We start from the raw sequence: 19,275 nt of genomic DNA, 5'->3' as shown, positions 1-19,275 counted from the left end.
CTTATTCGCTAATTCGCTTAAGCCTGTTTGAGGCTGGTTGCCAGATGCTCAGCAAGAACATCCCAGGCAATGCTGTTTTGTTCACCCTGACCACGCAGCGGCTTGCAACCTACCACTTGCTGGGCCAGTTCGTCTTCCCCAATGACCAGAGCGAATAACGCACCACTCTTGTCGGCTTTCTTCAACTGACTCTTGAAACTGCCAGCGCCAGCATTAACTTGCAGGCGCAAGCCTGGAATCTTGTCACGCAATTGCTCGGCCAATGGAATGGCAGCCAGCTCGGCGGCCTCGCCAATCGCACAGAGATACACATCAACGGTACGGGCGATTTCAGCAGGCACTTTATCAAGTGTCTCGATCAGCAATAGCAGCCGTTCAATGCCCATGGCAAAGCCAACGCCGGTGGTCGGCTTACCACCCATTTGCTCAACCAGCCCATCATACCGGCCTCCGGCACAAACTGTGCCTTGTGCACCCAGTTTATCAGTGACCCATTCAAATACGGTTTTGCTGTAGTAATCCAGGCCACGAACCAGCTTGGGGTTGATCACATAAGGAATGCCAGCAGCGTCAAGACGCGCCTTGAGGCCCGCGAAATGGACGCGCGACTCTTCATCCAGATAATTCTCAAGCTTTGGTGCATCAACCAGCAGAGCCTGGGTCTGCGGCGACTTGCTATCAAGGATGCGCAATGGGTTGCTCGACAGGCGGCGACGGCTGTCTTCATCCAACTGATCGATTCGAGCCGTCAGGTACTCAACCAGCTCGCCACGATAGACCGCACGCGCTTCACTGGTACCAAGGCTGTTGAGTTCGAGGGTTACCGCATCGCCAATGCCAAGCAGTTTCCATAGACGCCAGGTGAGCATGATCAGCTCGGCATCGATGTCCGGGCCAGGCAGATTGAACACCTCAAGGCCGATCTGGTGGAACTGGCGGTAACGGCCCTTCTGCGGACGTTCATGACGGAACATGGGCCCGATGTACCAGAGTTTCTGGGTCTGGCCGCCACCGGACAAACCATGCTCAAGTACCGCACGCACGCATGCTGCGGTGCCCTCGGGACGCAAGGTCAGCGAGTCGCCATTGCGATCTTCGAAGGTGTACATCTCTTTTTCGACGATGTCAGTCACTTCACCGATCGAGCGCTTGAACAGTTCAGTGAACTCGACAATCGGCATGCGTATCTGCCGATAGCCGTAGCCATCCAGCAGACCTGCAACGGTGGCTTCAAAATAGCGCCACAGCGGGGTTTGCTCTGGCAGGATGTCGTTCATGCCACGAATGGCTTGCAGGGGCTTACTCAATTCAATTCCTTAGACGTCAAAGCTCTTAGCTGCGAACAATCACAGCGGCATCTGCTGCGAGCTTTTCAGCTGCTTTCTCACGGATCAACTTTTCCAGGTTATCCACGAGGTTTTCATTATTCAGTTTTTGTGCAGGCTTGCCATCAATGTAGATAAGGTTGTTTGGCGAACCACCGGTCAAGCCGATGTGCGCCTCTTTTGCCTCGCCAGGACCATTGACTACACAGCCGATTACCGCGACATCAAGCGGTACCAGCAGATCATCCAGACGGCCTTCGAGGTCGTTCATGGTCTTGACCACATCAAAGTTCTGCCTTGAACAGCTTGGGCAGGCGATGAAATTGATACCGCGAGAACGCAGGCGCAGCGACTTGAGGATATCGAAACCGACTTTGATTTCTTCAACCGGATCAGCCGCCAGCGAGATGCGGATAGTATCGCCAATCCCGTCGGCAAGCAGCATGCCCAGGCCAACCGCCGACTTGACCGTACCGGATCGCAAGCCACCCGCCTCGGTAATCCCCAAGTGCAAAGGCTGCTCGATTTTAGTCGCCAGCAGACGGTAGGCCGCTACGGCCATAAACACATCGGAGGCCTTGACGCTGACTTTGAAGTCCGGGAAGTTGAGTCGATCAAGGTGTTCGACATGACGCATCGCCGACTCGACCAGAGCTTCGGGTGTCGGTTCGCCGTATTTCTTTTGCAGGTCTTTTTCCAGCGATCCGGCGTTAACCCCGATACGAATCGGAATGCCTTTGTCGCGAGCAGCCTCGACCACTGCACGCACCCGATCTTCGCGGCCAATATTGCCCGGATTGATACGCAGGCAATCAACCCCCAGCTCGGCCACGCGTAGCGCTATCTGGTAATCGAAGTGGATATCGGCAACCAGGGGTAGATTTACTTGCTGCTTGATCTTGCCGAATGCCTCAGCGGCATCCATGTCGGGTACAGACACGCGCACGATATCGGCACCGGCCTCTTCCAGACGACGGATCTGCGCCACGGTGGCGGCCACATCGTTGGTGTCGGTGTTGGTCATGCTCTGTACCGAAATCGGCGAGTCGCCGCCTACGGGTACAGAACCCACCCAGATTTTACGCGACAAGCGACGCTTGATCGGTGATTCGCCATGCATGAGTTAAAGCCCCAGTTTCAGGCGTGCTGTTTCGCCAGTCGCATAGGGTGCGACATCCACAGCCTGACCGTTATAAGTAACCTGTGCACCACTGGCAAAGCCCAAACGCAGCTCCAAAGGTGCTTTACCGCTAACGTTGAGGCTCTCGCCCTGCTTCTTCAGACCGCTGTAAATCACTTTGCCATTGGCATCTTTCAACTGCAGCCAGCAGTTGGCCGTGAAATTGATGCTGACATTGCCTTCACCCGCAACCGCAGGCGTGCCTTGAGGTGCGGCAGTTGACGCCGGCGCCTCCACAACCGGCGGCGTCAAGGCCTCGGTCGTCGGCGCGTTATCAGCCACGGCCTGGCCTTCGACAGGAGCAGCATTGGGCATTGTCTCGTCGCCAGTCATTTGCGCTGCCATTTCATCGCTTGGCGGCTCTGGAGGGTCGCTCAATGAATCGTCAGTAGCCGACAGGTCCAGTTGGGTTTCATTCTGAGCGGCGGCCACGGCCTGGTCTTCCGGTTCATCCAGGGCGTGGATCTGGGTTGAACCATCGGCCCCTTCAACCTCGACATGCTCGATGCCAGCCACGGCTAAATCATCAGCCTGGCGCTTGGCCTGTTCCTGCCACCAGAAAAAGCCCACGAAACCCAAGACAACCAATATGGCAAAGCTGACGAAACGCAGGATTTTCTGCGAGTAATTCGTCGGCTCTTCAATACGACCCAGGCTCTGCACACTACTGGCCGCTACGCTGCTACCGGTGAACTGATCAAATTCCTTGACGATTTCTGCCTGATCAACACCCAAGAGTTTTGCATAGGTGCGAAGATAGCCACGGGCGAAGGTCGTGCCTGGCAATTTATCGAACGCTCCCGCTTCAATCTGGCCGAGGCGCTCAGGCGTGAGGTTGAGCTGCGCGGCAACCTCGACAATCGACCAGCCCTTGGCCTCGCGCGCGATGCGCAGAGTTTCACCGGGATTGACGCGATTTGCTGCTACAGCTTCAGGTGGCGCCGATTTCATCATTGCTCCGACAGGTATTGCTTGTATTCCGCAGTACCGGGATACAAGCGTTTAAGTTGCAGACCGAGGCTTGCTGACTTGTCACGGTCGTCAAATATTTTGGCAAGACGGGCACCTAACAACAGGCTTGCCGCGTTTTGCTCACTAATAAGGCTATAGCTATCGTAGTATCCGCGCGCCGCTACATAGTCCAGCTCTTTGTAGGATATCTCAGCCATTGCCAACAGCGCGCGTGGCTGGCGGCTATTCAAGCGCAAGGTCCGTTGAAAATACTTTTTAGCTTCCTCGGGCTTGTCCATGGCTAATGCCGTGACACCCAGGTTTTCAAACACCCTGGAACGCTCTGGATAGAGGTTGTCTTGGGCGGCTTGCTTGTACCGCTCCATTGCTTCGCCATAACGCTTTTGCTCAAAAAGAAAGCTGCCATAGTTATTCAGCAACCGGGCATCACCAGGACGTTGCGAAATGGCACTTCTGTAGTGCTCATCAGCCAGCTGAGGTTCCATTTCAAGCTGGAATACCAACGCCAGCGCGGCATGGGCATCGGCACTGGATGAGTCAATCTCCAGCGCTTTCTTCAGCGGCACCTTGGCGCGCTCGCTTGCGCCTTGCTGAATGTAGCCCAAGCCCAGTTGAATGTAGGCGTCACGTGCCTCTTCACGACCCTTTTCGGTTCTCATTGGGTCGACATCACCCGTTGAACCCCAGCCAGCAAGCAGGCTGGCAAGCAATAAGAACAGCGCGGGGCGCAGGGTCATGGATTTCCTCTCTTCTAGTTACTGTTTGCGGTGGAACGTGGCGACTCTGCCTCGCTACTCAACTCACGCACGGCGATATAACGCTCGCTGCGGCGTGTACGATCCATCACTTGACCAACCAGCTGGCCACAAGCGGCATCAATGTCCTCACCGCGCGTAGTACGCACAGTTACATTGTGCCCTGCTTTGTGCAGCAGGTCTTGGAAACGACGTATCGCATTGTTGCTCGGCCGCTCATATCCCGAGAAAGGGAAGGGATTAAACGGGATCAGGTTGATCTTGCAAGGTACATCTTTGAGAAGTGCGATCATTTCCTCAGCGTGCTCAATCTTATCGTTCACATCTTTAAGCAATGTGTATTCGATCGTCAGCACACGCTTCTCGCCCAAACGCGAAACATAACGCTTACAGGCGGCGAGGAGCATTTCCAGAGGGTACTTCTTGTTGATCGGGACCAACTGGTTGCGCAACGCATCATTGGGGGCGTGCAGCGACAGCGCCAGCGATACATCTATCACTTCGGCCAGTTTGTCGATCATCGGCACCACGCCCGAGGTAGACAGGGTCACCTTGCGCTTGGAAATGCCGTAGCCAAGGTCGTCCATCATGATTTTCATCGAAGCGACGACATTGTCGAAATTCAGTAACGGTTCACCCATGCCCATCATCACCACGTTGGTGACGGCGCGATCGATTTTCGCCGGCTGAGTGCCGAATGATTTATTCGAAATCCATACCTGGCCAATAATCTCGGCTGCGGTCAGATCGCTGTTGAAGCCTTGTTTACCTGTCGAGCAGAAGCTGCAGTCGAGCGCACAACCTGCTTGCGAAGACACGCACAGCGTGCCGCGAGCGCCCTGCGGGATATAGACGGTTTCAACGCAGCTACCCGACGCCACGCGAACCACCCACTTGCGGGTGCCATCGGTGGAAATATCTTCGCTGACCACTTCCGGCCCGCGAATCTCAGCACAGGCCTTGAGCTTTTCGCGCAAGACCTTGCTGACATTACTCATGGCATCGAAATCATCGATGCCAAAGTGGTGAATCCACTTCATTATCTGACCGGCACGAAAACGCTTCTCCCCGATACTGTCGAAGAATTGTTCCATTTCCTGCTGGGTCAGACCCAGAAGATTGATTTTACCGGTCGCAATAGTCATGGTTTCACCTTCACCCGGTTCGCTTAGCGAATGCGAGCGCACACCTCTGTAGAGGCGAAGAAGTAAGCGATTTCGCGGGCAGCCGAGGCTTCGGAGTCCGAACCGTGTACAGCGTTTTCGTCGATGGAAACAGCGAAATCAGCACGGATAGTGCCAGCTGCTGCTTCTTTAGGGTTGGTAGCGCCCATCAGTTCGCGGTTTTTCAGGATAGCGCCTTCGCCTTCCAGAACCTGAACAACAACCGGGCCGGAAGTCATGAATGCAACCAGATCCTTGAAAAAGCCACGCTCGCTGTGCTCAGCGTAGAAACCGCTGGCTTCGCGCTCGGACAACTGAACCATCTTCGATGCAACAACGCGCAGACCTGCTTTTTCGAAGCGGGTAACGATCTCGCCGATGACGTTTTTAGCTACTGCGTCTGGTTTGATGATAGAGAAAGTACGTTCAACAGCCATGTGAAACTCCAAAAACAGGGATTAAAGCGAAAAATTAAACCCGCGAATTATACGCGGGTTCTGGGTAAATGCGTAGGGCTCGCGCCTGACGGCGCACAGCCTGGGGTCAAAATCAGTCCACTTCTTCGATCCAGGCCGCCTGGATAGCCTCCAGAACCTTCTCGCCGCCGCGCTGACTATCGTCGGAAAATTCCGGCAGTTCGATCACCCAACGATGCAGATCGACGAAGTTCACGTAACGTGGATCGACATCCGGCTTGCTCTCTGACAACTGAATGGCAATTTCCAGTACATCGGACCATTTGATGCTCATGGTGATGCTCCTTAATGGCCTTCAGAAACCTGATTAATGGTGTATTTCGGGATTTCGATCACCATATCCTCTTCGCCCACCACTACCTGGCAAGACAGGCGCGAATTAGGCTCCAAACCCCAGGCCTTGTCGAGCATGTCATCTTCCAGTTCGTCGGAAGGCTCGAGGGAGTCGAAACCTTCACGGACCACGACGTGGCATGTGGTGCACGCACAAGACTTCTCGCAGGCGTGCTCGATATGGATGCCATTGCGCAGCGCAGCATTCAACACAGTCTCACCAGGCTGAGCCTCGAAAACCGCACCTTCTGGGCAATGCTCGGCATGCGGCAGGAAAATCAACTGGGTCATGCTTATTCCTCGATCTCATTAAGACTACGGCCAGCCAGCGCGGCTTTGACCGTTGAATCCAGGCGACGCGCTGCAAACGCATCGGTTACTTGGGTCAATCGCTTGGTTTGCTGTTCAAGGGCCAAGCCATCGGAACCATTTATCAACTCGCGCAACAGTTCCACCTGGGCGTCAATCGCCAACCGCTCATCGCGATCCAGCAAACGCTCGCCATCGGCATCCAGCGCTGCTTCAACTGCTTCAAGCAAGCGCTGGGCATCAACTTGCTGCTCACGCAATACGCGCGCCTGCTTGTCGCCCCCGGCATTGCTGAATGAGTCCTGCAGCATTTTGGCTACCTGGTCATCAGTCAGCCCATAGGACGGCTTAACCTGAATGCTGGCCTCTACGCCCGAACCCAGTTCGCGCGCAGCCACACTTAACAGGCCATCGGCATCAACCTGAAATGTCACCCGGATCTTCGCTGCACCCGCCACCATTGGCGGGATACCACGTAGTTCGAAACGCGCCAGGGAGCGGCAATCACTGATTAACTCGCGCTCACCCTGGAGCACATGCACCATCATGGCGGTCTGGCCATCTTTGTAGGTGGTGAAGTCCTGGGCACGGGCAACAGGTATGGTGGTGTTACGCGGAATGACCTTCTCCATCAACCCACCCATGGTCTCCAGACCGAGTGACAAGGGAATGACATCCAGCAGCAACAGCTCTTCACCATCGCCCCGCTTATTCCCGGCCAGGGTATCTGCCTGAATCGCCGCGCCGATGGCAACAACCTGATCAGGATCGATATCGGTCAGGGGCTGACGGGCAAACATCTCGGCAACGGCCTGGCGCACACGCGGCACTCGCGTAGAACCACCAACCATGACCACGGCGCCAACTTCCTCTAGCTCGATGCCTGAATCACGCACTGCACGGCGACAGGCCTTGAGGCTGCGGGCAACCATCGGCTCGATCAGCGCCTCAAACTGCGCGCGACTCAGTTCACCGCGCCATTGCTGGTAAACCACCTCGACGACATCATTGCTGGTCAGGGCTTCCTTGGCAGCACAGGCTACCTCCAGCAGGCTGCGCTGGGCGCTCGGATCGATATCAGCCGAGAGCCCCGCCTGCTCGATAATCCAGCTGGCGATCGCATGATCAAAGTCATCGCCACCCAGCGCACTGTCTCCGCCAGTCGCCATGACTTCAAATACACCGCTGGTCAGGCGCAGGATCGAAATATCAAAGGTGCCGCCACCCAAGTCATAAATTGCCACGACGCCTTCAGCTTGCTGGTCGAGCCCATAAGCGACGGCAGCCGCGGTAGGCTCATTGAGCAAGCGCAGGACATTCAAGCCCGCTACACGCGCCGCATCCTTGGTGGCCTGGCGCTGCGCTTCATCGAAATACGCAGGCACGGTAATAACGGCACCCACCAACTCACCACCAAGGGTCAACTCGGCACGCTGGCGCAACACCTTGAGAATCTCGGCGGAAACTTCAACCGGGCTCTTGGCGCCCTGCACTGTTTCGATCGAGGGCATCTGCGACTCACCGCCAACAAAGCGGTAAGGCAACTGGTCGCCAAGCTGCTTGACGTCCGCAAGACCGCGCCCCATGAGGCGCTTGACCGAAACGATGGTGTTGAACGGGTCGCTAGAGGCTGCGCCTTTGGCAGACTCACCGACTTCCACCCGGTCCGCGTGATAGCGCACGGCGGACGGCAGTATGACTTCGCCTTCAGCGTCAGCCAACGGCTCGGAAATTCCGCTGCGAACGGCAGCGACTAGCGAATTGGTGGTGCCCAGGTCGATCCCGACTGCCAGCCGACGCTGGTGTGGCTGGGGGCTCTGTCCGGGCTCAGCGATCTGCAGTAAGGCCATGGTTTATATATGCTTTTGTGAATATCAAGCGCACCCCTTGAGGCACGCGAGCGTTAATCGTCGAGGCGCTCTTCCAACTGGCGGACCTCGTGGGAAAGCTTGTCGAGAAACTGCATGCGACGCATGAGACGCTCGGCCTCATCACGACGGGCAGGATCATCCCAACAAACCGCAAAGCTTTCGTTCAACTCATCAGAGGCAACTTTCAGCTGGCGCTTGAATTGCAACACACCCTCAATATCAGCGGCGTCCTGCAGCTCTTCAAGCTCTTCGCGCAACTGGATCTGCTGCATCAGGAAGTCGGGGTCATGCACTGTTACTTCAAGCGGTAGCTCGGGGCCACTGAGGGCCAACAAGTAACGGGCACGCTGCGGAGCATTTTTCAGCGTCTGGTACGCTTCATTGAGGCTCGCGGACTTCTCCAGCGCAACGCGCTGCTCACGCGCATCGGCGTCGGCAAAGCGATCCGGATGAACCGCCCGGGCCAACTCGCGATAGCGCACAGCCAACTGATCAAGATCCAGCCGAAAGCTTGGCTGCAGGTCAAATAAAGCGAAGTGACAAGGAGTACCCACAATAGCCTCAGATGTTGAAGCTTTCGCCGCAGCCACACTCACCGCGCACGTTAGGGTTATTGAACTTGAAGCCTTCGTTCAGACCTTCCTTGACGAAATCCAGCTCAGTGCCGTCAAGGTAAACCAGGCTTTTAGGGTCAATAATCACCTTGACACCATGACTCTAAAAGCCCTGGTCCTCGCTAGCCGTTTCATCGACAAACTCCAGCACATAAGCCAAACCAGAGCAGCCAGTCGTGCGAACAGCCAAACGAATGCCCTCACCTTTGCCGCGCCCATCAAGGGAACGCTGTACGTGCCGGGCGGCGGCTTCGGTCATGCTGATAGCCATCGACAAACCTCCTTAGAGCAAGCCTTTCTTCTGCTTGTAGTCGCGCACAGCAGCCTTGATGGCGTCCTCGGCGAGCACTGAGCAGTGAATCTTAACCGGCGGCAACGCCAGCTCTTCGGCGAGCTGAGTGTTCTTGATGGTTTCAGCCTCGTCCAGCGTCTTGCCCTTCATCCACTCAGTGGCCAGGGAGCTGGAAGCGATAGCCGAACCGCAACCGTAGGTCTTGAACTTGGCGTCTTCAATAACGCCTTCGCCGTTGACCTTGATCTGCAAGCGCATTACGTCGCCGCAGGCTGGAGCACCAACCATGCCGGTGCCAACATCTGGGTCCTGCGCGTCCATCTTGCCGACGTTGCGCGGGTTTTCGTAGTGGTCAATGACCTTTTCGCTGTAAGCCATGCTCTTATTCCTCAATCATCAGGCGCCGCTCATCGGCAGCTTTAGTGTGCCGCCCATTCAACCTGGGACAGATCGACACCTTCTTTGAACATATCCCACAGTGGCGAAAGCTCACGCAGCTTGGTAACTGCATCGCGAACTTTTGCTGCTGCGTAATCAATCTCTTCTTCAGTGCTGAAGCGACCGAAGGTGAAACGAATGGAGCTGTGCGCCAACTCATCGTTGCGGCCCAGGGCGCGCAGAACGTATGAAGGCTCGAGCGATGCCGAGGTACAGGCCGAGCCCGAGGAAACTGCCAGATCCTTGAGCGCCATGATCAACGACTCGCCCTCAACATAGTTGAAGCTCAGGTTGAGGTTATGCGGTACGCGGGCAACCATGCTGCCGTTGACATAGAGCTCTTCCATATCTTCAAGGTGCGAGTAGAAGCGATCACGCAAGGCCAGCAAGCGCTGGTTCTCGGCAGCCATCTCTTCCTTGGCGATACGGAAAGCCTCACCCATGCCAACGCACTGGTGGGTTGCCAAGGTTCCCGAGCGCATGCCGCGTTCGTGACCGCCACCGTGAGTCTGCGCTTCCAGGCGGATGCGCGGCTTGCGACGGACGTACAGTGCGCCCACGCCTTTAGGGCCGTAGGTCTTGTGCGCAGAGAACGACATAAGATCAACCTTGAGGTTCTCCAGGTTGATTTCAACCTTGCCCGTCGATTGCGCTGCGTCGACGTGGAAGATAACCCCACGCGAACGAGTCAGCTCGCCAATGGCGGCAATGTCGTTGATCGTACCGATCTCGTTATTGACGTGCATGATCGAAACCAGAATGGTGTCTTCACGCAGCGCTGCTTCAACCATGGACGGAGTGATCAGGCCATCTTCACCTGGCTCGATGTAGGTGACTTCGAAGCCTTCACGCTCAAGCTGGCGCATGGTGTCGAGCACCGCTTTGTGCTCGATCTTCGAAGTGACAAGGTGCTTGCCCTTGCTCTTGTAGAAGTCAGCGACACCCTTGATAGCCAGGTTGTCGGATTCTGTTGCCCCGGAAGTCCAGACAATTTCACGCGGGTCAGCACCGACCAGCTCAGCAACCTGGCGACGCGCATTCTCGACCGCCTCTTCGGCTTTCCAGCCAAAGAAGTGGGAACGCGACGCAGGGTTACCGAAGTTGCCTTCGGCGGTCAGGCACTCGACCATTTTTTGCGCAACACGCGGATCAACCGGAGTGGTAGCGGAATAATCGAGGTAAATAGGCAATTTCATTGATTCTCTCCTATCAGGACTCAGGCTTTGCAGGCCGGATTCAGTCGACGGCGGATGCTTCTATTTTATCTAGTTGCGACGTCCTGCCGTTGCAGCGACGCTGGTCCTGGCGATGAGCAACTTCTTGAACTTCTCGACGGGTAACCAGATCGGCCAAACTGATGCCACTCAGGAACTCGTGGATCTGCTGGCTCAGGTCACACCACAGATGATGAGTCAGGCAGGTATCTCCCGCATGACAATCGCCCTGCCCCTGGCAACGCGTCGCATCAACGGATTCATTGACCGCGTCAATCACTTCGGCGACCTGGATACCGTTCATGTCACGCGCCAGCTGGTAACCGCCACCGGGGCCACGAACACTGGAAACCAGGCTTCCGCGACGCAACTTGGCGAACAGCTGCTCCAAGTAGGAAAGGGAAATTCCCTGACGCTCGGAAATATCAGCAAGGGACACGGGACCATTCTGCGCATGCAACGCCAAGTCAAGCATGGCGGTGACGGCGTATCGGCCTTTGGTTGTCAGTCTCATCTAAGAGGTACCGGGGATCACAATATGCTGCAAATTATGCAATTCCCGAGTATTTAAGTCAACTATAAGACCTATTAAATTACTCGGGATTAGCATTTGCGAGGGGCGCAAAGCATAGCAAACTCGCTATGCTCGCGCATCAGGCGGCAGGCTTGTCGTCCTGCTCTTTGCAGACACCGATGAAATCTTCATCGCGCAGGACCGGCAGATCTTTCGCGCAGTAGTCGCTACCCAGTGAAGTAAGCGCCTCGCACATACCCTCAAGGCGCACATCCACCGCCTGCAGGTGATCAAGCAGCTGGCCAATTGCACGCGAAACCGGGTCGGGCATGTCCTGGCTAACCCCATAGGCATCAAAGCCCAGCTTTTCAGCCATTGCCTTGCGCTTGGCCTCTTGGTCGCTGTCGTCCTTAACAATGATCCGGCCGGGAATCCCGACTGCAGTCGCGCCCGCCGGTACTTCCTTGGTGACCACTGCGTTGGAGCCTATCTTGGCACCGGCGCCAACAGTGAATGGCCCCAGGACCTTGGCGCCCGCGCCGACAACCACGCCATCTTCGAGCGTTGGGTGGCGCTTGCCTTTGTTCCAGCTAGTCCCACCCAGAGTCACCCCCTGGTAAAGGGTGACATCGTTGCCGATTTCAGCCGTCTCACCAATGACGATACCCATGCCGTGGTCAATAAAGAAGCGACGTCCAATCCTGGCACCCGGATGAATTTCAATACCGGTCAGCCAGCGACCAAAATTCGAAACCACGCGGGCCAGCCATTTCCAGCCATTGACCCACAAAGCATGGGCAACGCGATGCAACCAAACAGCATGCAGGCCAGGGTAGCAGGTGACCACTTCAAAGGTATTGCGCGCAGCCGGGTCGCGATGAAATACGCTTCGAATGTCTTCACGGATTAGCTCAAACATCTGACTTCCCCTGTTTGTGGTGTTCACCGCGCGCGGCCTTGAGCGTTTCGGTCAAGATCCCACGCAAAATATTCATCTCGGCTCGACTGATGTTATTGCGCCCATATAGGCGCCGCAACCGACTCATCAAGTGACGCGGGTTTTGCGGATCAAGAAACCCGATTTCCTCCAGCGCCTGCTGCAGGTGCGTGTAGAACGACTCCAGCTCATCAGCCGTCACCAACTGGGTATTGAGCATTGCAGTGGTTTCGAGCTTGGCCACCTTGGTCGGCTGGTTTTGTGCAGCCAACCATGCCATGCGCACCTCATAGGCAAGCACCTGCACCGCCGCCGCCAGGTTCAGCGAACTGAACGCAGGATCAGACGGAATATGCACATGATACTGACAGCGCTGCAGCTCTTCATTCGTCAGGCCGGCATACTCTCGACCAAAGACCAGCGCCACATCCGCACCTTCCAGCGCCTGCTCACAAGCAGTGACCCCACATTCGCGCGGATCCAGCAATGGCCACGGGATACGCCGATCACGGGCACTGGTACCGAGCACCAGATTACAACCAACCAGCGCCTCCTCAAGGGTAGCGACGACTTGCGCCGCCTGGAGAATATCGCTGGCGCCAGACGCTCGTGCATCAGCTTCATGACTCGGGAAATCAATAGGGTCAACCAGCACCAAGCGGCTCAACCCCATGTTTTTCATTGCCCGCGCCGCCCCACCGATATTACCGGGATGACTGGTATTGACTAAGACCACTCGAATATTTTGCAGCAATGAAAGCGCTCACACAGAATGCGGAAAGGTGCAAATCTTACAGAACCCACCCTGATTACGCCACGCAGGCTATGCGGCACTTCATATATGTGAGTTTTCTGATAGAATGATCGGCTTTCTTTAACGACCCAGGTGACCCATCCATGCAGCCTATGCTGAATATCGCGCTGCGCGCAGCCCGTAGCGCCGGTGAAATGATCTTCCGCTCTATCGAACGCCTGGACGTCATCTCGGTAGACGAGAAAGATGCCAACGATTACGTGACCGAAATTGACCGCTCCGCAGAGCAGTTGATCATTCAGGCCCTGCGCAAAGCCTACCCGACGCACGGTTTCTACGGCGAAGAAAGCGGCCTTACCGAAGGCACGGGCGAAGGCGCTGACTACCTGTGGATTATTGATCCACTGGACGGCACCACCAACTTCGTTCGTGGCGTGCCGCATTTCGCTGTAAGTCTTGCCTGTAAATATCGCGGCCGCCTTGAGCACGCCGTGATCATCGACCCGGTTCGCCAGGAAGAATTCACCGCCAGCCGAGGCCGCGGCGCTGCACTGAACGGTCGCCGCCTGCGCGTCAGCACACGCAAGAGCCTTGATGGTGCCCTGCTTGGCACCGGCTTCCCGTTCCGCGAAAGCCAAATGGACAACCTTGAGAACTACCTGGGCATGTTCCGCAGCCTGGTTGGGCAGACTGCCGGCGTACGTCGTGCAGGCGCCGCCAGCCTCGACCTGGCCTATGTAGCAGCGGGCCGTTTCGATGCATTCTGGGAATTTGGCCTGTCCGAGTGGGACATGGCTGCAGGCGCCCTGTTGATTCAAGAAGCAGGCGGCCTGGTCAGTGACTTCACCGGTGGCCACGACTTCCTGGCAAAAGGCCAGATCGTTGCCGGCAACACCAAGTGTTTCAAAGCCGTATTAACCGCTATTCAACCGCACCTTTCGGCATCACTGAAGCGCTAAGCGCTGCGAGCCTGCAAAAGCGCCTTCGGGCGCTTTTTTATTGCCTGCACCTGGCGCACGACTGGCTGATTTAGTTCAGAAGCACCTTCAATCGCGCCCAGACAAGCTGAGCTGCGCCCACAAAAAAGCGCCCAGACAGGGCGCTTTTTTGTGGGTCCGGTTACTGGGCTTCAGAGAGCACCAGCTTGCCGTCCTTGACCGGAATACGGCTACCTGGATCTTCAGACATGCGCACCTGGCTAACCTTGCCATCCAGCTCATACTTAACGTTGTAGCCCACCAGTTTCTGACTGGTGTCGGTGACTGTCTTGCAACGGTTTTCCGTGGTGGTGTAGGTATCGTTCGCCTGCATGTTGCCCTGCACCTTGTTACCAGCATAACCGCCACCAATGGCACCTGCCGCAGTGGCAATCTTCTTGCCGCTACCGCCACCGATCTGGTTACCCAGCAAGCCGCCAACCACAGCGCCAATTGCCGTACCGGCAATCTTGTGTTCGTCCTGCACGGGACGCTGACGCGTAACAGTCACATCGCGACATTCCTGACGCGGGGTCTTGATGGTCTCATTGATGGGCTCAACAGCCAGCACATCTGCGTAGTCCGGGCCACCGACCAAGCTGTAAGTCGCAACAGCACCGCCAGCAGTTACGCCCACCGCACCTAATACCGCACCTACAAGCAATGACTTATTCATTATTGACTCCTGACCTTCTCAATCTGGCGAATCCCGCCTTATCTGATACTCAGACAACAAAAAGCCCTCGCAAGTTCAAAACCTGCGAGGGCCAGTTGAGCGACTATGACGCCAGGCTTGAGGCCTAAGGGCGTTCGTCGACCTCCTCTGCGACAACCGGTGGAATCAGGTCATCGACAGTCAGGTTCAGCCAGATCAGCACTACGTTGGCGATATAAACCGACGAGTAGGTACCGGCAAAAACACCGATAAACAGCGCGATCGAGAACGAGAACAGATTGTCGCCTGCAAAGATCAGCAAAGCGCCAATCGCCAGCAGGGTCGAGATCGAGGTAGCCAAGGTCCGCAACAGGGTTTGCGTGGTCGAGATATTGATATTTTCAATCAAGGTCGACTTACGCAGCACCCGGAAGTTCTCACGCACCCGGTCAAACACCACGATAGTGTCGTTGAGCGAGTAACCGATGATCGCCAGGATGGCCGCCAAGGTGGTCAGGTCGAAGGTCACCTGGAAAAACGACAGTATGCCCAGGGTCACTACCACGTCATGGATCAGCGAGACGATGGCACCGACCGCAAACTTCCACTGGAAGCGGAAAGCCAGGTACAACAGCACGCCGCCCAAAGCCAGCAACATGCCGATACCGCCTTGGTCACGCAGCTCTTCACCCACTTGCGGGCCAACGAACTCAACCTTCTTGACCTCAAGTTGATCACCCGTCGCGCGCAATGCACTGGCAACCTTGTTACCCAAGTCCGGGTCATCACCCTGCATGCGCACCACAACATCAGTGGTCGCACCAAAGCTTTGTACCACGGCATCAGTAAAGCCGGCTGTCTGCAACTTCTCACGCACCTGCTCCAAAACCGCAGGTTGCTCGTAGCTCAGCTCGATCTGGGTACCGCCAGTAAAGTCCAGGCCAAAATTCAGGCCCTTTACCGCCCAGCTACCCAACGCCAACAGCGTCAGGAACACAGTCACGGCAAACGCGAAGTTCCGCGCCCCCATGAAGTTGATTGTACGATTCATGTCAGCCCCTTAAATCCACAACTTCTTGAAGTCACGCCCGCCAAAAATCAGGTTGACCATGGCGCGAGTCACCCAGATAGCAGTGAACATAGACGTCAGGATCCCAAGCGACAGCGTTACCGCAAAGCCCTTGACCGGCCCGGTCCCCATTGCGAACAGGATGCCCCCGACCAACAGCGTCGTCAGGTTGGCATCGATGATCGCCGAGAACGCGCGGTCGAAACCTTCATGGATTGCCCGTGGAATCGACATGCCATTGGCAATTTCTTCGCGGATACGCGAGAAGATCAGCACGTTGGCGTCAACCGCCATACCCATGGTCAATACGATACCGGCGATACCTGGCAAGGTCAGCGTTGCACTGAGCAACGACATCAATGCCAGCAGCAAAATCATGTTGAAGCCCAGCGCGATGGTCGCCAAGACACCAAAGAAGCGATAGATCGCAATGATAAACAGCGATACGAACAGCATGCCCCACAGCGCTGCGTCGACACCCTTGGCAATGTTATCCGCACCCAGGCTAGGGCCGATGGTGCGCTCTTCAGCGAAGTACATCGGCGCGGCCAGGCCACCGGCGCGCAGCAACAGGGCCAATTCAGACGACTCACCCTGACCGTTCAGGCCGGTAATGCGGAACTGACTGCCCAGCGGCGACTGAATGGTTGCCAAGCTGATGATTTTCTTCTCTTCGGCGAAGCTTGGCACGGCAACTTCTTGCTCCACGCCATCAACCATCTTGCGCACGAACTTGGTAATCGGCTTTTGCTCGATGAAGATTACCGCCATGCTGCGCCCAACGTTGCTGCGCGTTGCGCGGCTCATCAGGTCGCCACCATGGTTATCAAGGCGAATATTGACTTGCGGACGGCCATTTTCATCAAAGCTGGCCTGCGCGTCGGTCACCTGGTCACCAGTGATGATCAGCTCACGCTCAAGGTCGACCGGCGGACGACCCGGTTCACGAAACTCGAAGGCTTCGGTCGATGCCTTTGATGCATCAGCAGCTGCTTCAAGGCGGAACTCGAGGTTGGCCGTCTTGCCCAGAATACGCTTGGCTTCAGCGGTATCCTGCACACCCGGCAGCTCAACCACGATACGGTTGGCACCCTGGCGCTGAACCAGTGGCTCAGCCACGCCCAGTTCGTTTACCCGGTTGCGTACGGTGGTCAGGTTTTGCTTGATCGAGTATTCACGAATTTCAGCAATCTTGGCCTTGGTCAACGTCAAGCGCAGCACTTGCATGCCACTGCGCTCGGTGGTGGTCAGGTCAAAGTCAGTGAAGTCCTTGCGCACCAGGCTTCTGGCTTTTTCAAGCGTATCTTCATCAGCAAAACCCAGCTGAATTGCACCTGCCTGCTCCGGCATGCTGCGGTAACGCACGCGCTCTTTACGCAACAAGGTCTTGACCTCGCCCTCGTAAACCTTGCGCCGTGCATCCAGGGCTTTCTCCATGTCAACTTCGAGCAGGAAGTGGACACCACCGGAAAGGTCGAGACCCAGCTTCATCGGCGTCGCACCGACACTGCGCAGCCAGTCAGGCGTTGTTTGCGCCAGGTTCAGCGCAACCACGAAATCTTCACCGAGCGCCTTGCGCACGATGTCTTTTGCAGGAAGCTGATCTTCCTTCTTAACCAAGCGCAGCAAACCTGCCTTGCCCTGGTCGGCAACGCTAAGGCCCTTGACCTCGATACCAGCCTCTTTCAACGCACGGTCTGCACGATCAAGGTCAGACTGTTCGATGCGCTTGGCGGTGCTGTTGCCACTAATCTGGATAGCCGGGTCATCCGGATACAGGTTAGGAGCAGAGTAGAGAAAGCCGACGGCCAACACGGCCACAATCAGCAGGTACTTCCAAACTGGAAATTTATTGAGCATGACGCCGCCCGTTGTAACGCGGGGCGCATTTAGCGCCCCGTCGAATGGTAAAGGTTGAAACTTAGATGGCTTTCAGAGTGCCTTTAGGCAAGGTCGCTGCAATGGCAACCTTCTGAATTTTCAGCTCAACGGTATCCGAGACTTCAATCACTACAAAGTCATCGCTGACTTTGTTGACCTTGCCAGCGATCCCACCAGTGGTGACGACTTCATCACCCTTCTGCAGGCTGCTGAGCAGGTTCTTGTGCTCTTTGGCGCGCTTGGACTGTGGACGCCAGATCATCAGGTAGAAGATGACCAGGAAACCAACCAGAAATACCCACTCAAAACCGCTACCAGCTGGGCCGGCCGCAGGTGCAGCAGCGTCTGCGAATGCCGCAGGGATAAAAAAGCTCATGTATCACTCCTGTTGAAATAGTTTTTAAACAAACTCGGGTTTAGTCCAGCGGCGGCGTTGGCAGACCACGCTGGCTGTAGAAGCTATCGACAAAGGCGGCCAATGTACCCTGTTGGATAGCACCGCGCAAACCAGCCATCAAGCGCTGATAGTGACGTAAGTTGTGGATTGTATTCAGCATACTGCCCAACATTTCGCCGCATTTGTCCAAATGATGCAGATAAGCACGGGAGAAGTTCTGGCAGGTGTAGCAATCGCAATTGGCATCCAGGGGAGAATCATCGTGACGGTGCACTGCATTGCGGATCTTCAACACACCGGTATCGACAAACAGGTGGCCATTGCGAGCGTTACGGGTCGGCATCACGCAATCGAACATATCCACGCCACGACGCACACCTTCGACCAAATCCTCGGGCTTGCCCACCCCCATCAGGTAACGCGGTTTTTCAGCCGGCATCAGGCCTGGCAGGTAGTCGAGCACCTTGATCATTTCTTCTTTTGGCTCACCCACCGACAAGCCGCCAATCGCCAGGCCATCAAAGCCAATTTCATTGAGGCCCTCGAGCGAACGCTGGCGCAACTCCTGGTACATGCCGCCCTGGACAATACCGAACAGCGCTGCAGTGTTATCGCCGTGAGCAGCTTTTGAACGCTTGGCCCAACGCAGCGACAACTCCATCGACGTCTTGGCTACATCGAACTCGGCCGGATACGGCGTGCACTCGTCGAAAATCATTACCACATCTGAGCCCAGGTCGCGCTGGACCTGCATCGACTCTTCCGGCCCCATGAACACCTTGGCACCGTCAACCGGGGAGGCGAAGGTCACGCCCTCCTCCTTGATTTTGCGCATGGCACCCAAGCTGAAGACCTGGAAGCCACCGGAGTCAGTCAGGATAGGACCTTTCCACTGCATGAAGTCGTGCAGGTCGCCGTGCTCCTTGATGACCTCGGTACCCGGGCGCAGCCACAGATGGAAGGTGTTACCCAGGATCATCTGCGCGCCAATCGCCTCGATATCACGAGGCAACATGCCCTTGACCGTGCCGTAAGTGCCGACCGGCATGAATGCAGGGGTTTCCACTACGCCACGTGGGAAGGTCAGGCGTCCGCGACGCGCCTTGCCATCGGTTGCCAACAACTCAAAAGACATACGGCAAGTACGCG

21 protein-coding genes and 1 pseudogene are annotated in these 19,275 nt (G+C 56.2%); 1 reads left to right on the top strand and 21 read right to left on the bottom strand.

All coding sequences use genetic code 11. The features are described from left to right. Nucleotides 1–17: 17 nt before the first annotated feature. The 16 genes and pseudogenes from hisS to trmJ all read right to left on the bottom strand — a co-directional run bounded on the left by hisS (nucleotide 18) and on the right by trmJ (nucleotide 13,147). Entirely contained in the window at nucleotides 18–1,307 is a 1,290-nt protein-coding gene (gene hisS, locus PSES9_RS0104700) for a histidine--tRNA ligase (protein WP_010484602.1), read from the bottom strand. A 25-nt stretch (nucleotides 1,308–1,332) separates the two neighbouring features. Beyond that, the gene (ispG, locus tag PSES9_RS0104695; RefSeq protein WP_010484600.1) at nucleotides 1,333–2,445 is read right to left on the bottom strand and encodes a flavodoxin-dependent (E)-4-hydroxy-3-methylbut-2-enyl-diphosphate synthase; all 1,113 of its coding nucleotides are present in this window, start codon (nucleotides 2,443–2,445) and stop codon (nucleotides 1,333–1,335) included. Between the two features lie 3 nt (nucleotides 2,446–2,448). Next, nucleotides 2,449–3,456 carry a RodZ domain-containing protein gene (locus tag PSES9_RS0104690; RefSeq protein ID WP_010484598.1) on the bottom strand — a complete coding sequence of 336 codons (1,008 nt, stop codon included), beginning with the start codon at nucleotides 3,454–3,456 and terminating at the stop codon, nucleotides 2,449–2,451. Then, on the bottom strand, nucleotides 3,456–4,214 hold the full coding sequence (pilW, locus tag PSES9_RS0104685) for a type IV pilus biogenesis/stability protein PilW (RefSeq protein ID WP_010484596.1): 759 nt from the start codon (nucleotides 4,212–4,214) through the stop codon (nucleotides 3,456–3,458). Before pilW ends, PSES9_RS0104690 begins: the two co-directional genes overlap by 1 nt. Before the next feature lie 14 nt (nucleotides 4,215–4,228). Beyond that, the gene (gene rlmN / locus PSES9_RS0104680) at nucleotides 4,229–5,377 is read right to left on the bottom strand and encodes a 23S rRNA (adenine(2503)-C(2))-methyltransferase RlmN (RefSeq protein ID WP_010484594.1); all 1,149 of its coding nucleotides are present in this window, start codon (nucleotides 5,375–5,377) and stop codon (nucleotides 4,229–4,231) included. 23 nt (nucleotides 5,378–5,400) lie between these two features. Continuing rightward, nucleotides 5,401–5,832 carry a nucleoside-diphosphate kinase gene (ndk, locus tag PSES9_RS0104675; protein WP_010484592.1) on the bottom strand — a complete coding sequence of 144 codons (432 nt, stop codon included), beginning with the start codon at nucleotides 5,830–5,832 and terminating at the stop codon, nucleotides 5,401–5,403. Between the two features lie 112 nt (nucleotides 5,833–5,944). Then, nucleotides 5,945–6,145: a Fe-S cluster assembly protein IscX gene (gene iscX / locus PSES9_RS0104670; protein WP_010484591.1), complete on the bottom strand. Its 201-nt coding sequence runs from the start codon at nucleotides 6,143–6,145 to the stop codon at nucleotides 5,945–5,947. An 11-nt stretch (nucleotides 6,146–6,156) separates the two neighbouring features. After that, entirely contained in the window at nucleotides 6,157–6,495 is a 339-nt protein-coding gene (fdx, locus tag PSES9_RS0104665; protein ID WP_010484589.1) for an ISC system 2Fe-2S type ferredoxin, read from the bottom strand. 2 nt (nucleotides 6,496–6,497) lie between these two features. Beyond that, nucleotides 6,498–8,363 carry a Fe-S protein assembly chaperone HscA gene (hscA, locus tag PSES9_RS0104660; RefSeq protein ID WP_010484587.1) on the bottom strand — a complete coding sequence of 622 codons (1,866 nt, stop codon included), beginning with the start codon at nucleotides 8,361–8,363 and terminating at the stop codon, nucleotides 6,498–6,500. Between the two features lie 53 nt (nucleotides 8,364–8,416). Beyond that, nucleotides 8,417–8,938 (bottom strand): co-chaperone HscB, encoded by a 522-nt coding sequence (gene hscB, locus PSES9_RS0104655; RefSeq protein WP_010484585.1) that lies wholly within the window; start codon nucleotides 8,936–8,938, stop codon nucleotides 8,417–8,419. 7 nt (nucleotides 8,939–8,945) lie between these two features. After that, nucleotides 8,946–9,269: pseudogene (gene iscA, locus PSES9_RS23000) on the bottom strand (iron-sulfur cluster assembly protein IscA). A gap of 12 nt (nucleotides 9,270–9,281) precedes the next feature. Next, nucleotides 9,282–9,668 (bottom strand): Fe-S cluster assembly scaffold IscU, encoded by a 387-nt coding sequence (gene iscU, locus PSES9_RS0104645; protein ID WP_010484583.1) that lies wholly within the window; start codon nucleotides 9,666–9,668, stop codon nucleotides 9,282–9,284. 41 nt (nucleotides 9,669–9,709) lie between these two features. Then, nucleotides 9,710–10,924, bottom strand: a complete 1,215-nt coding sequence (locus PSES9_RS0104640; protein WP_010484582.1) for an IscS subfamily cysteine desulfurase — start codon at nucleotides 10,922–10,924, stop codon at nucleotides 9,710–9,712. 40 nt (nucleotides 10,925–10,964) lie between these two features. Next, the gene (iscR, locus tag PSES9_RS0104635; protein ID WP_010484581.1) at nucleotides 10,965–11,456 is read right to left on the bottom strand and encodes a Fe-S cluster assembly transcriptional regulator IscR; all 492 of its coding nucleotides are present in this window, start codon (nucleotides 11,454–11,456) and stop codon (nucleotides 10,965–10,967) included. Nucleotides 11,457–11,595: 139 nt separating this feature from the next. After that, nucleotides 11,596–12,375, bottom strand: coding sequence for a serine O-acetyltransferase (gene cysE, locus PSES9_RS0104630; protein WP_010484578.1), 780 nt, complete (start codon nucleotides 12,373–12,375; stop codon nucleotides 11,596–11,598). Continuing rightward, nucleotides 12,368–13,147: a tRNA (cytosine(32)/uridine(32)-2'-O)-methyltransferase TrmJ gene (trmJ, locus tag PSES9_RS0104625; protein WP_029529372.1), complete on the bottom strand. Its 780-nt coding sequence runs from the start codon at nucleotides 13,145–13,147 to the stop codon at nucleotides 12,368–12,370. The genes cysE and trmJ overlap by 8 nt, the downstream gene beginning before the upstream one ends. A gap of 143 nt (nucleotides 13,148–13,290) precedes the next feature. Between trmJ and suhB the strand changes: the two genes are divergently transcribed. Next, a complete protein-coding gene (gene suhB / locus PSES9_RS0104620) occupies nucleotides 13,291–14,106 on the top strand; it encodes a type III secretion system regulator SuhB (RefSeq protein ID WP_010484575.1) in 816 nt (271 codons plus the stop codon). A 160-nt stretch (nucleotides 14,107–14,266) separates the two neighbouring features. Here the strand turns inward: suhB and PSES9_RS0104615 are convergent, their stop codons facing one another. From PSES9_RS0104615 to tgt, 5 genes are all read right to left on the bottom strand, one after another. Continuing rightward, nucleotides 14,267–14,800 (bottom strand): glycine zipper 2TM domain-containing protein, encoded by a 534-nt coding sequence (locus tag PSES9_RS0104615; RefSeq protein ID WP_010484572.1) that lies wholly within the window; start codon nucleotides 14,798–14,800, stop codon nucleotides 14,267–14,269. A 124-nt stretch (nucleotides 14,801–14,924) separates the two neighbouring features. Continuing rightward, nucleotides 14,925–15,830: a protein translocase subunit SecF gene (gene secF, locus PSES9_RS0104610; RefSeq protein ID WP_010484571.1), complete on the bottom strand. Its 906-nt coding sequence runs from the start codon at nucleotides 15,828–15,830 to the stop codon at nucleotides 14,925–14,927. Between the two features lie 9 nt (nucleotides 15,831–15,839). Then, the gene (gene secD, locus PSES9_RS0104605; protein WP_010484570.1) at nucleotides 15,840–17,708 is read right to left on the bottom strand and encodes a protein translocase subunit SecD; all 1,869 of its coding nucleotides are present in this window, start codon (nucleotides 17,706–17,708) and stop codon (nucleotides 15,840–15,842) included. Between the two features lie 61 nt (nucleotides 17,709–17,769). After that, nucleotides 17,770–18,105, bottom strand: coding sequence for a preprotein translocase subunit YajC (gene yajC / locus PSES9_RS0104600; RefSeq protein ID WP_010484568.1), 336 nt, complete (start codon nucleotides 18,103–18,105; stop codon nucleotides 17,770–17,772). A 40-nt stretch (nucleotides 18,106–18,145) separates the two neighbouring features. Further along, nucleotides 18,146–19,261, bottom strand: a complete 1,116-nt coding sequence (gene tgt, locus PSES9_RS0104595; RefSeq protein WP_010484567.1) for a tRNA guanosine(34) transglycosylase Tgt — start codon at nucleotides 19,259–19,261, stop codon at nucleotides 18,146–18,148. Nucleotides 19,262–19,275 lie beyond the last annotated feature (14 nt).

Origin of the sequence: Pseudomonas sp. S9, assembly GCF_000222125.1 — a bacterium.
Taxonomy (GTDB): domain Bacteria; phylum Pseudomonadota; class Gammaproteobacteria; order Pseudomonadales; family Pseudomonadaceae; genus Aquipseudomonas; species Aquipseudomonas segetis.
The sequence above is the reverse complement of the archived record's forward strand: the minus strand, read 5'-3'. Positions and strand labels throughout refer to the sequence as shown.